The following is a 14,551-nucleotide window of genomic DNA, read 5'->3' as shown; positions in this document are numbered from 1 at the left end:
CACGTCATATTTCCGAACTCACCAGGTATGCACCAGACGGAAATTGCGATAGGACATATCCACCGCACTGATGCGTCTGATCCCCGAACTGTTGCACGCGGCTCACCTCTTGATCCCGCGAAGTCCGTAATGGAGCGTTCGACGACAGTCCGATATCCATTTCGTCAGGTGTGTCGCGCGTCTCGCACAGCCACACTTGGCCCCTATGGCGAACGGCGCAGCTCTCGTCGAACATGGTCAGGAGAAGAACATGAGTGATGCCCGTGCGGTTCGGGACGCGTCCGCCTCCTCCGATTCCCACAAGGGGATCGCCTCGGCGACGACGGAGAAGAACAGCGGTGTTCGACTCCGCTTCATCGACACCGCGAACCGAAAGATGCCCGTTGCCGTCATGGAGTGGCGGCATGATGCTCCACTTCTCGCCGATCTGGTGTCGCTGTACGCCGATCTCGGGTTGCGGGTGGCACACCACGAGTTGTTGCCCCCGGGTGACCACAGCGATGCGCCCGTTCACAGATTCGGTTTCGATACCGATGACATCGGCTGGTCTGCGACAACTCCGGGCCTAGTGCGCGATGCATTCGAGGCCGCTGCGTCGGGTGTCCTCGAGGTCGATGGTTTCACGCGACTCATCGCCGCGGCGTCCATTCCGTTCGGCGACGCCGTTCTCGTTCGCGCCGCGGCCCGCTATCTGGGCCAGGTCGGGCTGGAACTCTCCGAACCCACTGTGGTCTCGATCCTGCTGCGGCACCCCGACTTCGTCCGAAGCTTCTGCGCTCTCTTTCATGCACGATTCGATCCGGACGTAACCGATCGCGACGCCCCGACCGCAGTTGCCGAGAAGACTCTCGACACCGAGATCGAGCGCACGTCGGCGCTGGACGAGGATCGATTGCTACGCGGGCTGAGGTCTTTCCTCGCGGCAGTGTTGCGTACCAATTGGTTTCGGCACAACCGCACGGTCGGTGCCCCACCCGCGGCGTTCAAGATCGACCCGGCGCGATTGTCGTTGACTACCGCCGTCACCCCGTATCGGGAGATTTTCGTACACTCGCCGATCGTCGAAGGGAGCCACGTGCGGAGCGGGCCCACATCACGTGGGGGTCTGCGGCATTCGGACCGACACGACGACTTCCGCACCGAAGTGCTCGATCTGATGAAGACGCAACACGTCAAGAATTCGCCGATCGTGCCGATGGGAGCCAAGGGTGCTTTCGTGGTTCGATCGACGCCGACGCCCGAGGGAGTCCGCGGTGCCTACACGAGTTTCATCGAGGCGCTGCTCGATGTCACCGACAACGTCGTCGACGGTGCGGTGGTACATCCGACTCGCACGGTGATCCGCGACGGCGACGACCCGTATCTCGTGGTCGCCGCCGACAAGGGGACTGCCCGATTCTCCGACCTCGCCAACAGCATTGCCATGCGCCGAGGATTCTGGCTCGGAGATGCGTTCGCATCGGGAGGCTCGGCCGGCTACGACCACAAGGCCATGGGAATTACCGCCCGGGGTGGGTGGGTCTCGGTACGACGGCATTTCGCCGAGAAGGGAGTCGATGTCGACACCGACGCGTTCACCGTGGTCGGTATCGGTGACATGTCCGGAGATGTCTTCGGCAACGGAATGCTCCTGAGCCACAGCATTCGACTCGTCGGCGCGTTCGATCACCGACACATCTTCCTCGACCCGAATCCCGATCCCGAGATTTCCTACCGTGAACGGACGCGACTGGCCTCGATCCCCGGGAGCAGCTGGGCGGACTACGACACCGACGCACTCTCCTCAGGAGGTGCAGTATGGCCCCGGTCGGTCAAGTCCATCGAACTGTCGCCGCCCATGCAGAAACTACTGGGAGTAGACGTCAGCACTCTCTCGCCCAACGCACTCGTCAAGGCGCTGCTGACCGCACCGGTGGATCTGCTGTGGAACGGAGGAATCGGCACCTACGTCAAGGCCTCGACCGAGGGGCACGCCGACTCTGCAGATCCGGCCAACGACTCCGTTCGCGTCGACGCGTCCGAATTGCAGGCCCGGGTGGTCGGCGAGGGCGGAAACCTCGGTCTCACCCAGCGTGCCCGGATCGAGTACGCCCTCGCCGGCGGTTCCGTGAATGCCGACTTCATAGACAACGCCACGGGTGTTGCCACCTCCGACCGTGAGGTGAATCTGAAGATCGCGGTGGATGCCGCGGTCGCGGACGGCGAACTGTCCGTGACCGAACGCGACAGTGCCTTGTCCCTGGTGCAGGACGAGATCGGCGAGTCGGTGCTGGCCGACGCCGCATCGCAGACCCTCGCGATCAGCCTCGCCGAGGCTCACGCCCCGTTCCTGCTCGGCCGTCACGAACGGCTGATCGACAACCTCGAACGCGACGCGGGAATCAGTCGAGCCGCTGCGGTTCTCCCCTCACCCGCAGAGCTCCGGGCTCGACACCGCCTGGGGCAGGGGTTGGTTCGACCCGAGATCGCAGTGTTGCTGGCGCAGTCGAAGAGTTTGGTGGCCACCGAGCTGCTCGCCTCTCCCCTGCTGGACGACCCGGTGTTCGACGGGGTACTCGACGGCTATTTTCCGGAATCGATCCGTTTCCTGGTTCCCCACCACATCCGCAGGCATCCCCTGGCTCGCGAGATAGTGGCGGTCGTGGTGACCGGCCACATGATCGACCGCGTCGGGCCAGGCATGATTCACCGGTTGGAAGAGCGCCTGGGCGTGGACACGGCCGATATCGCGGTTGCATATGCCGTCGTGCGACAGATTTTCGACATCGACCACCTGTGGAACGTCGTTGCCTACCTACCCGGCGTGTCGCACAGCACCAGACTCGTGCTGCACTGCGGCGTACAGGATCTGATCGAACGGACCACCTCGTGGTTGTTGCAGAACCGCGATGAGGACATGACGCCGCTGGCGACGATCGAACGCTTCACCGGACCGGTACGCGAACTTCGAGCCGCGCTTCCGCCTTTGACCGGGGACCTCGCCGTCGACCGGCGCACACTGCGCGTCCTCTCCGAGGCATTCGCAGTGGCGGCCACGGCTCGGTCCCTCGCTCGACCGGTCACCGACGTCGCAGACACCTATCTCGAATTCGGCCGGGTCATGGGTCTCGAGCAATTGGTGGAACGGTCCACCGTCGCCTCCGGCGGAGCCGATTACTGGGAGGCGATGGCGGGCACCGTTCTGGTCGATGCACTTCGCGAGCACTGGCACGACATGACCGAACAGGTATTGCGCGACGCCGCGCACGCCATTTCTGCTGCCGACGCCGTCGCCGCGTGGCAGTCTGTCAACACCACGTCCGCTGAACGCTTGTCCCGGATGGTCGGTGAACTCCGCAGCGTCGACATGCCCAGCAATTCCCAAGTCTGCGTGGTGAGCGCAGAGCTCTCGCTCGCCCTGTCTCGGAGCCGATGATCACGCAGGAGGGGAGACTGCGGAGCCTGCTGTGACCATTTCGTTCAAATCCTCCACCTGTTTTATCGAAACGAAGGAGCCGTGCGCATGCGCCTGGTCGTCGGATATCTCGCCACCCCCAGCGGTAAGGACGGTCTGACTCTCGGGATACAGCTCGCCCGGAGTCTGGGTGCACAACTCGACATCTGCATGGTTCTGCCACCGGACCGCACCGTTGCGTCCAGAGTCCCCGCCGAGACCGGTTATGAGGACGTCCTGGCCACGCGTGCGCAGGGCTGGCTCGAGGAGGCGAAATCGACGGTGCCGTCCGACATCGACGTCGCCGTGCATGCAAGTTTCCACGAGTCCTTCGCGCAGGGATTGCTCGACGAGGTTGCCCGGCTCGGGGCTGCAGCCATCGTGGTCGGTGCGTCGGGGGACGGCTTGCTCGGACGTCATGCCGTCGGCTCGGTGTCGACCGAACTGCTGCATTCGGCGCACGTGCCGCTCGCACTCGCACCGCGCGGCACCCGGCACTCGTCTGCTCGCGAGATTCGTGAGGTGACCTGCGCGCTGGGAACCAGGACGGGCGCGGACATACTGCTGCGGACGGCGGTCCGGACCTGCGAAAGAATGCACACTCCACTGCGGCTCGTGTCTTTGGTTGCGCTCGATCCCCGCAACGACCTGCGCGATGCCCGGGACAGTTTCGACACCGCGCGTGAGCGTGCCGTCGTGCACGCACGTGAGCTGGTGGACGAAGCCAAATCCACTTTGTCGGATGACTTTCCACTGTCGGTGACCATTGCGGACGGATCGTCCGTGGAATCTGCGGTTCGGACGCTCGACTGGCAGGACGGCGATCTGGTGATGGTCGGCTCCAGCCGCCTCGCTCAGCCCCGCCGACTCTTCCTCGGTTCGACGGCAACGAAGATGCTTCGCGTCTTGCCGGTCCCCATGGTGATAGTCCCCAAGCAGGAGTTCGAATCATGAATCCGTCGACGGAAGGCTCGAATATGGAGAAGAACGTGAGCGGGCCCTCTTCCGCTTCCGATGGAGTCAGCGCCAAGGGTTTGGCCACAGGCACCATCGGCACCTTCTCGGGTGCCGTACTCGGAATCTCCTCTGTGGCACCGGGTTACACGCTGACGGCAAGCATCGGCCTGATCGTCGCTGCCGTCGGCCTGAAGATGCCTGCGATCCTGATCGCGGGATTCGTTCCCATGTTTCTCACCGCGTACGCCTATCGCGAGCTCAACTCAGAGTCCCCGGATTGCGGCGCGTCGTTCACGTGGTCGACCAAAGCTTTCGGGCCCTATGTCGGATGGATGTGCGGCTGGGGCATGGTGATTGCGACGATCATCGTGCTGTCCAACCTCGCGGCCATCGCAGTGCAGTTCTTCTACCTGTTCCTGGCGAAGTTGTTCGATACACCGTCCATCGCCGATCTGCCCGGCAACAAGTTCGTCAACGTAGGAACGACGCTCGTGTTCATCGCAGCGGCCACCTGGATTGCGAGTAGGGGAATTACCACGAGTGAGAAACTGCAGATTGTCACGGTCGGCTTCCAGATGGTTCTGCTCGTGATCTTCGCAGTCGTCGCTCTGATACACGTCGGTGCAGGGGACGCTCCGGGCGGAGTCACCTTCGACCTGGACTGGTTCAACCCGTTCACGGGCGTGGCCGTCGGTGCGTTCGTGATCGGACTGACCGGGTCGATCTTCGCCTTCTGGGGTTGGGATACGTGCTTGACGCTCGGCGAGGAATCGAAGAACCCGAAGACGACGCCTGGCCGCGCCGGGTTGCTTTGCGTAGCAACCATTCTGCTCACATACCTCCTCGTCGCGGTTGCCGCCATGATGTACGCAGGAGTAGGCGAGGACGGCCTGGGCCTGGGTAACCCGGACAACGCCGAGAACGTATTCGGCTCTCTGGCCGACCCGGTACTCGGCAAATGGGGCGGAATGCTGCTGTTCCTCGCAGTACTGGTGTCCTCGTTGGCGAGCCTGCAGACGACGTTCCTGCCTGCAGCGCGAACGATGCTGGCCATGGGCTCCTACGGTGCCTTCCCCAATAAGTTCGCAGAAGTGTCACCCCGCTTCCTGGTGCCGTCGTTCGCAACCGTGGTCGCAGGAGCAGTCACCGCGGGGTTCTACACAGTGGTCACCTTCCTGTCCGAGCGCACGCTGATCGATACCATTGCGGCCCTGGGCATCATGATCTGCTGGTACTACGGCATCACCGCCTTCGCCTGCATCTGGTACTTCCGCGGACGCCTGTTCGACAGCGTGCGTAACACGGTCTTCCGCTTCGTATTCCCGCTTCTCGGCGGACTCATGCTGCTCGCCGTGTTCCTGATATCGCTCGGCGAAAGCATGGATCCGGAGAACGCCAGCGGAGCATCGATCGGTGGCATCGGACTCGTGTTCTTCCTCGGCTTCGGCATCCTCGTCTTCGGCGCTGTGCTGATGATCGTCATGAGGTTCCGACGTCCCGCATTCTTCGAGGGCAAGACACTCGACCGAAGCACCTCCGCGTTGCGGGACGAGAGCGATCTGACGACCAGGTAGCCGGGTAGAGCTCAGCGGGTTCGTCGCGCGGCACGTCAGTTCGCGGGGTGTGTGCTGACGCCGCGCTCTTCGGCGATGGAGTTTCCTCCGTCGACGAGGAAAACCTGGCCGGTGATGTACGACGCCGATGCGGACGCGAGAAATTCGACAAGTGCTGCCACTTCGTCCGGTCGACCGGACCGCCCCAGTGGGCTTGCCGCTCCCATCGCGTTCTCGTGTTCGGTCGCCGATCCCGTCGCTATCCAGCCCGGGGCAACGATATTTGCGGTGATCCCCTGCCGCGCGTTGTCGATCGCGATCGACCGCGTCAAACCCACCAGTGCCGCCTTGGCGGCGTGGTAGGAGGCATCTCCCCCGTAGGCCATGACCGAACCCGATACCGAACCGACGTTCACGATCCGGCCGAACTGCTGTTGCTTCATGTGCGCGAGCGCGGCACGGGTGACGAAGAAGTTCGTGTCGAGGTTCCGTGAGATCGCGGCGTGCCATCGATCGTCCGTGGTGAGATCCGCCGGGGTCTGTTCTTCGCTCCCCGTCGTCGCGGTCATTCCCGCGTTGTTCACCAGAACGTCGACGCGGCCGAAGTGTTCGACTGCCCTGTCCACCAAGCGCTTGGCGGTCGACGAGTCGGTGAGATCACCGATGAAGCCGATCGCGTCAGCCCCGATCTCGGTCAACTCCGTGACGCGCAATTCGATCCGCGACGACGTTGCCGCGATGACGAGCGAATGCGTCGCCGCCAACGCTCGGGCGCACGCGAACCCGATACCGTCAGGACCACCTGCACCGGTCACCACCGCCACCGGCCTATCGGTTCCAGCTTTGGTTGAAATCATGAGTCAGTACCTCCAATATGGAACAACCGAACCGGGAACAGCCTGAACTACTCTCGGCCTTTCGAGGCGAGTGCCTCGAGGGCATCGAGGTACATCTCGACCTGCTTGGCGAAAACTTCCTCGTAATTCATCAGTGCCAGTTCGGCTTTGGCTTGCTCTGCATAAGGGAAATTCTCGGGATGCTTCGGGGCGTACACCTGCACCCATCCGTCCTTCACTTCACGCGGGTCCGATGCACTGAGCCGAGCACCTTCGGCACTGGACGAACCGAGAACCAGATTCGCGAAGACCTGATATTGGATCACGGCGGCGCGGCCTCGCAAACCTGCCATGTGCATTGCTCGGAGCACCCATTCGACGGCCCTCAATTCGTTCGGCCCGTTGGTGACCAAGGAGAACGTGGCAGCGGCTGCAGCCGGGTGCGCAGTCGTCGTTCGCCACGCACGCCAGGCGAGATCTTCGAGATCTGCACGCCACTCGTCGGTCGGCTCGTACCCGTCCAGGGACAACTCGTCGAGGTGATCGGCCACGGCGGTGAGGACGTCGTGGCGACTCGCGAAATGCCGGTATACCGCCGTCGGGGACGACTTCAACTCGTCCCCCAATCGCGAGAACTTCAGTGCCGGCGCGCCCTCGGTGTCCAGGATCGCGAGCGCCGCTCCAACGATTTCCTCCTGCGACAGCGATCCCCTCTTACGGCGCTTGCGTTCGTCCGAACTCATCGGCATCTCCCTTCGCGACCGACGCGTACCGAGTATTTCAAACTGCTTCAGACGGCAGCATTTAGTGAATGCCATTGACTATAGCGCTGACTATGACCATAGTCACTTCAATACCCAAAGGCACGACCCGAGATTGGACGAGCGATGGACTCCCCCACGGCACCCGAGCTGCGATTCGCATTCCGCATCGTTGCCGACACCGGCCCCTACCTACCCCTCGAACAACGAGATACCGAGCTGCTCGAGTTTATCCCGATCACCGGCGGAACCATGGAAGGCGATGTCTCGGGAACGATCATTGCCGGCGGTGGCGACTGGTGCCTGACCCGCGCAGACGACGCCTACCAGGTCGAAGCGCGATATCTGATCCGTACCGATCAGGACGAGATCATCGACGTGGTCAACCTCGGAATCGTCAGACATCTGCCCGGTGAGTCCAGCGACGAGATGGGCTATTTCCAGTCCACTCCTCGGTTCCGTACGACGTCACCGCAACTTCAGTGGCTCACGCGCTCGGTTTTCGTGGGCCGCGCAACAACTGCCGCGACCGGAACGACGATCGACGTCTTCGAAGTTCTGGCCTGATCACTCCGCTCGGTGCCGCATTCGTGCCCGACACGACGGCCCGTCCCACTCCACTGGAGGCACAGCATGACTCAGGCACACCCCGCTCTCTGGACGCTCGGCGCCCGCGAGATCGCCCAACTCGTTCGCACTCGCGCCGTGACCGCACGCGAGGTGATCGAGGCACATCTCGACCGCATCTCCGAGGTCAACGGTCACCTCGGTGCACTCACGGTCGTATTCCACGACCGCGCACGCGAACTCGCAGACGCCATCGATCGACGAATCTTCGATGGTGAAGAAATCGGAGAGCTTGCCGGAGTACCGATCTCGGTGAAGGAGAACATCGACCTGACGTGGTCTGCGTCGACGCAAGGCTGGACCTATCTCGCTGATGCGATTCCCTCGTCGGATGCGACGATGGTCCGCCGACTGATGGAGGCAGGAGCAATTCCGATCGGCCGGGGAAACATGCCCGACACCGGCTTACGTTGGGACACAGACAACGAACTCTTCGGACGGACCTACAACCCGTGGGACCGCGACCGAGTGGCCGGCGGCTCCAGCGGCGGAGACAGCGTCGCCGTGGCCACCGGAATGTCCGTCATCGGACTCGGCAACGACTACGGCGGATCTCTACGGTTGCCGGCCTACGCCGCCGGCATCTGCGCCTTGCGTCCCTCGGCGGGTCGAGTTCCGGCACCCTCACCCATCGAGGCCTGGCCCCTGACAGAGCAGTTCTTTGCGGTCAACGGACCGATCGCTCGTCGCGTCGACGACTTGGACACCGCATTCTCGCTGATGCACGGATCGGACGGCCTCGATCCTATGGCGACCTCGATTCCGCATCCCGCCACCTACGACGGGGTACGTCGCGTCGCCGTGACGCGCGATCCCGCGGGCTGGGGTGTGGATCCGCAAGTGGCCGAAGCGATCTCGGCGGCCGCGGGGGCTCTGGCTGCTGCCGGGTGGGAGGTCGTCGAGAGCGAGGCACCCATGATCGAAGAGGCTGCGGTGCTGTGGCGTCGGCTCTCGGTCACCGAGTTCGTCGGAAATTTCCAGCCGGACAGCGGTGCCGTTCCCCTCGGCGCGGGCGCGACGCAGTACTTTCTCGACAATTCCTCGGAGACCGAGGTCTACGAGTCGATCGCGGAGTACAAGGCAGCGTGGGGCCAGCGTTTGTTGATTGCGGCAGCGTGGGAAAGGTTCCACGCCGAGTACCCGATCGTGTTGGGCCCCGTGTCGGCCCGGCGGATGACGGCCGTCGGTTACGACCTGGCGGGTCCCGAAGCAACCACCCAACTGTGGCGTGATCACCGCCTGTTGGTGACGGTCAACCTCCTGGGCCTACCGTCCGTGGCCGTGCCCACCGGGCTCGACTCGGACGGCATCCCGTCCGGGGTTCAGCTGATCGCTCCGCGCAACGGCGACCACATCGCACTCGCTGCGGCACGAGCAGTCGAGCAGAGTGTCGGAACGTTCACTCCACTGAAGAAACCGGCCGGAATGGACCTGCAGAGTGTGAGCGGCTGAGTCCGTCGAACTCGGCAGAGCCGCCCAACCGGGTTGCTGGCCGACAGGGAAGGGAGCCGCTCGCGCACAGCAAGCGGCTCCCTCGTGTGTGGTTCGACGCTCAGCTCGACACGCGTTCCCACCCAGCATGACCGAGTGCGGCAACGGTCCCGGTGAGCGCGGCCGCAAGGAGCACCGGCAACGCAATGTGTACTTGCATCAGAAGTGCTCCGAGCACGGCCCCGACGAAGAGCACCAGGATCGCCCAGAGACGGCGGTTGAACAGTCGGCCGGGTCCGGGCGCGACGAAGGACTCCCCGGCAAGAGAGGTGATCGTCGACGTCACGACGACGGTCGTCATGTCCTTGACCGCCAGAAAGCGCGCCGCCAGCGCCTGAGCCCCCATGTCGACGGCGATGATGCTGGCTATCGCGATACCCAACGGCGAGGTGCCCTCCACATCGACCACCAGCAACACCACCCCTGCGGCCACCAGCGTTACCGTCCCCGCGGTGAAGATCGCGGTCACCCGGACATTCCATCCTGGGGCGGCCGAACGCAGCGTCAAGCCGGCCAGCGCGGCTCCGAGCACGAATGCGAACAGCGCTACCAGCGGACCGACGATCGGCAGCCCGTCCTCGCCTGCCACCCCCAGACCGAGGATGACGATGTTGCCGGTCATGTTCCCGGTAAAGATTCGGTCCAGTCCCAGGTAGCCGACGGCGTCGAGCATGCCGGTCACCATTGTCAGCGCCATCATCGACCACAGCCGAAAGTTGCTGCTCACTGCCTTGTGCAGACGTTGCCTGGCGGTAGTGGGCATAGATTGTTCTGCAGCCGATAACGACTCGTCGACACTCATTCGGTCACCGACACGCCGCCGTCACTACGCGGATCTGCACCGGCTTCGAGCGTTCCATCGGCCCGAACCCTGGCCACCATGGAATGTCCAGCATTGCTGTCCATTTCGATGCCGTGCTTCACCGTGAACACGGTCCGCGAGATCTGCTCGACGGCCGACTCCTCCAGTGTCGGCTCCAACAGCACCGAACCATTGGTCGTACCTGCTTCCAGCCCGCCGACGATGAATCGGGGCGCAGAGACAGTCTGTTGCGGATCGCATCCACTCAGGGCCCGCAGGATCAGCTGGGTATGAATCTGCGACTGTGCTTTGCCTCCCATCGTGGAATGGGCGGACACCGCTCCGTCCGCCCATTCCACGATGACCGGAACGAGGGTGTGCGCGGGCCGCTTGCCTGCTGCGACGCGATTCGGCGATGCAGCATCGAGGGTGAAGAATGCAGCGCGGTTGTGCAATACCAGCCCGGTGTCGGGTTCGAGAATCTGCGCGCCGAAGGAGTGAAAAACGGACTGTATCAACGACACTGCTGTGCCGTCTCGTGCTACGACAGCGATTCCGACCGTATCGCCGCCCGGACGCGGCGACGCCGTCGATGTCTGTCGCTCGGCACCCGCCACCCGGGCAGCCGCCGCGCCGTGAATCGCCGCGAAGCCGGCAGTCGAAAGTTGATCGTCTAATTCCAGAGTGGCACAGCGTGGATCCGCGAGATAGGTGTCGCGATGTTCGTCCGAGTCGTAGAAGATCTCGGCCAACACCCCGGCGTCGACATCGGCCGCAGACGTACCACCCGCGAGGGCGGCACCGAGAGATCGAATCAGCGTGTATCCCTGCGAGTTAGGCGGTGCAGTGGCTACCGAGAAGCCGGCGAATTCTCTCACCAGAGGCTTTTCGATGCTCGGACGATGACGATCGAGATCTTCTCGCGAAACCGGAACGTCGAGCTTCTTCAATCCCGCTGCGAATCTGTCCGCGGTATGGCCACGATAGAAGGAGTCCAGGCCGTCGGTCGCCAGGTCGGTCAGCGTTCGGGCCAGCTCGGGCTGGACCACCAGGTGTCCGACCGGAATGGGGTGACCGTCGACGAAGAACGCAGCGCGCAGACCGGGGTCCGTTATCAGCGCATCTCGGTCGAGTTCGATCATTTCGACGAGCCCGGGACTCGCCGGAAAGCCTTCGGTTGCAAGCACGATCGCCGGTGCCAGCACACTGGGCAACGGCAGCGAGCCACCTGCGTCGAGCAGAGCTGCCCATCCGGACACTGCACCGGGAACCGATACGGTCAGCGGCCCGTTGATCGGCATCGTCGGAACGGCCTCGAAAAGCTGGTCGACCGACGCGGCCGAACCGTACGCACCCGATGCGTTGATGCAGGTGGTGCTGCCGTCGCTCGTGCGCAGTAAGGCGATGACATCGCCTCCCACACTGCACATGTGCGGGTAGACCACGGTGAGAGCCGCAGCCGCGGCGACCGCCGCGTCGACGGCGTTGCCACCGGCTTCGAGAATCGTACGGGCAGCGTCGACGGCCGCAGTGTGCGGCGCGGCGATCGCCACTGCGGGCGTCGATTCCGAATGTTCGGACATGTAAAGCTCCTTCGGATACGGCCGGTCGGGTGACGGGCCGGGCAGAATTGTCTGTTTCGACCAGAAGCGTTGGGTCAGAGTGCGCGTGCGACGAGCTTTCGATAGGCAACGTACAGCACCGCGGCGGCCGCGATCGCCACCACCGCCGTCGCACCGAAGAAGCTCAGTTCTGTTGCTGCGGAGTACTTCTGAGCGAGCAAGCCGGCCAGCGTCGAGCCACCCGCCATCGTCAAGAAGTACAGCGACGTCATCCCTGCCTTGTGCGAGGCAGGCGCAAGTTGTGCAGTGGCAGAGAGCACGGACGGCACGACGGCTATCTCACCGGCAGCGAACAGCAACATGGCGACAAGTACGAGTGCGACCGAGTTCGTTGCGCCGGACGTGCTTGCCATCGCCGCGAACATGGCCATCGCCACGGCCAGCAGACCGATTCCCGCCACGATTTTCGTACCGGTACTGGGCTGACGGTTACCCATTCGAGTCCACACGACGGCGTAGATCGGTGCGATGACAGTGGCGAACAGACCTTCCAACGTGATCACTGTTGCCGCGGGAATCGTCAACGACCCGATCGTCAGATCGACACGGGTGTCCATGTACACCGCCAGGGTGGTGAACAACTGGAACAGCAACGTCCAGAACAACAAGCTGCTGAGGAAGACCGGAATGTAGGCGAGCACTCGCCGGTGTTCGGTGGCGTCGACCTTTTTGGAGGACAACAGCATTGCGAAGTAGGCGATGCTGGCGAGGGCGATGATCGCAGTCAGCACGGTTCCCAGATTGTCGAGATTCAGGATCCCGCTGACAGCTGCGGCAACAACGACCACGGTGACCGATACGGCAACGGCTGCGGCCGTGGCCCGGCGCGAGCGCGGAAGAGGATTGGGCACGGTCCGGGTTGCTTCGGGCAGATGTTTGTAGCCGACCACGTACTGGATCAGACCGATCAGCATGCCCACTGCCGCTGCACCGAACGCGATATGAAAACCGGCCGAGCTCTGCAGGGCACCGGTGAGCAGCGGGCCGAGGAAGGCGCCGAGCGAGATGCCCATGTAGTAGAGCGAGTAGCCCGAGTCCCGCTTGGGGTCGTCGTTCGCATAGAGCATTCCGACCATCGCGGTGACGTTGACCTTGAGTCCGCCCGTTCCGATGACGATCAGCAACAGCCCCGCGCCCATACCCGCCGTCGTCGTGATCAACGCCAGCACCACGTGGCCGAGGATGATCGAGATGGCCGAGTAGAGCACCACCGTCCGCGGGGCGACGAGACGATCGGCAACCCAGGCTCCGACCATCTGTGCGATGTAGACGGCACCGCCGTACGATCCGGCGATCCCGACGGCCACTCCGACGTCGAGTCCGAGTCCCCCGTCGACGAGTGAGTAGTACAGGTAGTACGCGAGGATCACCTGAAGGCCGTAAAAGCTGAACCGTTCCCACAGCTCCGTGCCGGCCAGCGTCACGAGTCCGCGCGGTTGACCCTTGAACGTGGAGCCGAGTGCACCGCGTTTTCCGCTCGCGCTCGGCTTTTCGAGAGTTCCGTCCGTTGTCATGCGGGTCCACCTCTGGGTTCGAGAAACGCTGGGTCGAGTAGATGAGTGACCGGAGTCACTGTGCTTTGATCTAAAACTGGTAGGACCAGACCGTCAAGGTGAAGGGCAGGATATTTACACGTCAAGCGAGCTTTACTGGGGAAATAGACCCCATCTGGTATTTTGGTAGGACCAGTTGGTAACCGCCGGGGAACGGAGCTATCCATGACAGCGTGGTCCGAAATCGACGTCGAGGCGGCGTCGGTCCCCGAATTGCTCAGTGGCAGAATCGCGCAACTCATCGACAGCGGTCGCGTCGAAGCTGGATCGAAACTACCCAGCGAGCGCGCCTTGGTCACCATGCTCGGGGCATCGCGAATCTCGATCCGTCACGCACTACAGGACCTCGAACTACGCGGCTATCTGACGCGCAAGCCCCGCGCCGGTCGTATCGTCGCACCGCTCGAGATGCGCGCGCTTGCCGAAGGAAGCATCTTCGGCAGCATGAGCAGCGACCACCGCACCGTTCGCGAGGTGATGGATCTACGTACGGTCGTCGAACCGCCCATCGCCGAACGCGCCGCCGTTCGCCACCGTACGTCGGAACTGCATGCCCTGCGCACTCCACTCGAGACCTCGGAACGCGAGCTCGCGAATCGGCCACCGTCACTGCAGGTGATGCAACTGTGCGACGTGCAATTTCATCTCGCGATCGCCGGGCTCGCCCACAATTCCATGCTCACCAGACTCGTGACCGAAACGAACGAATGGATGGCACCGTCGCGGCAGGCCAGTTTTCAGACCGAGCAACGGATGCAGCGCTCCGTCGATGCCCATCGCAGCATCTATCACGCAATAGCAGAACGTGATCCGGTTCGCGCTCGTAAAGCAATGCACGATCACCTCGCCGACGTGCTCGAGGCAATTGCGCCCCTTGCGCACTGACTCGCACCGCATATCGCGCACCGGCGGTTGT

11 protein-coding genes are annotated in these 14,551 nt (G+C 63.3%); 6 read left to right on the top strand and 5 right to left on the bottom strand.

Annotated elements, in window-relative coordinates:
• The first annotated feature begins 205 nt into the window (after positions 1-205).
• The 3 genes from ACIGGF_RS08185 (at position 206) to ACIGGF_RS08175 (ending at position 5,964) form a co-directional block, all read left to right on the top strand.
• Positions 206-3,415, top strand: a complete 3,210-nt coding sequence (locus ACIGGF_RS08185; protein WP_397520875.1) for an NAD-glutamate dehydrogenase domain-containing protein — start codon at positions 206-208, stop codon at positions 3,413-3,415.
• A gap of 87 nt (positions 3,416-3,502) precedes the next feature.
• On the top strand, positions 3,503-4,387 hold the full coding sequence (locus ACIGGF_RS08180; protein WP_397520874.1) for a universal stress protein: 885 nt from the start codon (positions 3,503-3,505) through the stop codon (positions 4,385-4,387).
• A 23-nt stretch (positions 4,388-4,410) separates the two neighbouring features.
• Complete coding sequence (locus ACIGGF_RS08175) at positions 4,411-5,964, top strand: APC family permease (RefSeq protein WP_397520904.1); 1,554 nt, start codon at positions 4,411-4,413, stop codon at positions 5,962-5,964.
• A gap of 35 nt (positions 5,965-5,999) precedes the next feature.
• On the opposite strand, the gene ACIGGF_RS08170 is transcribed toward ACIGGF_RS08175, so the two are convergent.
• Positions 6,000-6,800, bottom strand: a complete 801-nt coding sequence (locus ACIGGF_RS08170; RefSeq protein WP_397520873.1) for an SDR family NAD(P)-dependent oxidoreductase — start codon at positions 6,798-6,800, stop codon at positions 6,000-6,002.
• 47 nt (positions 6,801-6,847) lie between these two features.
• Positions 6,848-7,522 (bottom strand): TetR/AcrR family transcriptional regulator, encoded by a 675-nt coding sequence (locus ACIGGF_RS08165; RefSeq protein WP_222092607.1) that lies wholly within the window; start codon positions 7,520-7,522, stop codon positions 6,848-6,850.
• A gap of 144 nt (positions 7,523-7,666) precedes the next feature.
• Here ACIGGF_RS08165 and ACIGGF_RS08160 point away from each other — a divergent pair, with 144 nt between their 5' ends.
• Together ACIGGF_RS08160 and ACIGGF_RS08155 are read left to right on the top strand one after the other, a co-directional pair.
• Entirely contained in the window at positions 7,667-8,107 is a 441-nt protein-coding gene (locus ACIGGF_RS08160; protein ID WP_397520872.1) for a DUF3237 family protein, read from the top strand.
• Between the two features lie 66 nt (positions 8,108-8,173).
• On the top strand, positions 8,174-9,619 hold the full coding sequence (locus tag ACIGGF_RS08155; RefSeq protein WP_397520871.1) for an amidase: 1,446 nt from the start codon (positions 8,174-8,176) through the stop codon (positions 9,617-9,619).
• 100 nt (positions 9,620-9,719) lie between these two features.
• Here ACIGGF_RS08155 and ACIGGF_RS08150 read toward each other — a convergent pair whose 3' ends face one another.
• The 3 genes from ACIGGF_RS08150 to ACIGGF_RS08140 form a co-directional block, all read right to left on the bottom strand.
• Entirely contained in the window at positions 9,720-10,421 is a 702-nt protein-coding gene (locus tag ACIGGF_RS08150; RefSeq protein ID WP_397520870.1) for a YoaK family protein, read from the bottom strand.
• 35 nt (positions 10,422-10,456) lie between these two features.
• On the bottom strand, positions 10,457-12,043 hold the full coding sequence (locus tag ACIGGF_RS08145; RefSeq protein WP_397520869.1) for a gamma-glutamyltransferase family protein: 1,587 nt from the start codon (positions 12,041-12,043) through the stop codon (positions 10,457-10,459).
• A gap of 74 nt (positions 12,044-12,117) precedes the next feature.
• Positions 12,118-13,596 carry a peptide MFS transporter gene (locus tag ACIGGF_RS08140; RefSeq protein ID WP_397520868.1) on the bottom strand — a complete coding sequence of 493 codons (1,479 nt, stop codon included), beginning with the start codon at positions 13,594-13,596 and terminating at the stop codon, positions 12,118-12,120.
• 204 nt (positions 13,597-13,800) lie between these two features.
• Between ACIGGF_RS08140 and ACIGGF_RS08135 the strand changes: the two genes are divergently transcribed.
• Positions 13,801-14,520, top strand: a complete 720-nt coding sequence (locus ACIGGF_RS08135; RefSeq protein WP_222092602.1) for an FCD domain-containing protein — start codon at positions 13,801-13,803, stop codon at positions 14,518-14,520.
• Positions 14,521-14,551: the final 31 nt, after the last annotated feature.

Source organism: Rhodococcus sp. NPDC078407, from assembly GCF_044542515.1.
In the GTDB taxonomy this organism is placed as follows: Bacteria; Actinomycetota; Actinomycetes; order Mycobacteriales; family Mycobacteriaceae; genus Rhodococcoides.
The sequence above is the reverse complement of the archived record's forward strand: the minus strand, read 5'-3'. Positions and strand labels throughout refer to the sequence as shown.

What these genes read in the sequence shown, in the direction of transcription:
- ACIGGF_RS08175 (WP_397520904.1), top strand. Translation starts at nt 4,411, where the DNA reads ATGGAGAAGAACGTGAGCGGGCCCTCTTCCGCTTCCGATGGAGTCAGC.
- ACIGGF_RS08170 (WP_397520873.1), bottom strand. Translation starts at nt 6,800, where the DNA reads ATGATTTCAACCAAAGCTGGAACCGATAGGCCGGTGGCGGTGGTGACC.
- ACIGGF_RS08140 (WP_397520868.1), bottom strand. Translation starts at nt 13,596, where the DNA reads ATGACAACGGACGGAACTCTCGAAAAGCCGAGCGCGAGCGGAAAACGC.
- ACIGGF_RS08155 (WP_397520871.1), top strand. Translation starts at nt 8,174, where the DNA reads ATGACTCAGGCACACCCCGCTCTCTGGACGCTCGGCGCCCGCGAGATC.
- ACIGGF_RS08135 (WP_222092602.1), top strand. Translation starts at nt 13,801, where the DNA reads ATGACAGCGTGGTCCGAAATCGACGTCGAGGCGGCGTCGGTCCCCGAA.
- ACIGGF_RS08150 (WP_397520870.1), bottom strand. Translation starts at nt 10,421, where the DNA reads ATGCCCACTACCGCCAGGCAACGTCTGCACAAGGCAGTGAGCAGCAAC.
- ACIGGF_RS08145 (WP_397520869.1), bottom strand. Translation starts at nt 12,043, where the DNA reads ATGTCCGAACATTCGGAATCGACGCCCGCAGTGGCGATCGCCGCGCCG.
- ACIGGF_RS08180 (WP_397520874.1), top strand. Translation starts at nt 3,503, where the DNA reads ATGCGCCTGGTCGTCGGATATCTCGCCACCCCCAGCGGTAAGGACGGT.
- ACIGGF_RS08165 (WP_222092607.1), bottom strand. Translation starts at nt 7,522, where the DNA reads ATGAGTTCGGACGAACGCAAGCGCCGTAAGAGGGGATCGCTGTCGCAG.
- ACIGGF_RS08160 (WP_397520872.1), top strand. Translation starts at nt 7,667, where the DNA reads ATGGACTCCCCCACGGCACCCGAGCTGCGATTCGCATTCCGCATCGTT.
- ACIGGF_RS08185 (WP_397520875.1), top strand. Translation starts at nt 206, where the DNA reads ATGGCGAACGGCGCAGCTCTCGTCGAACATGGTCAGGAGAAGAACATG.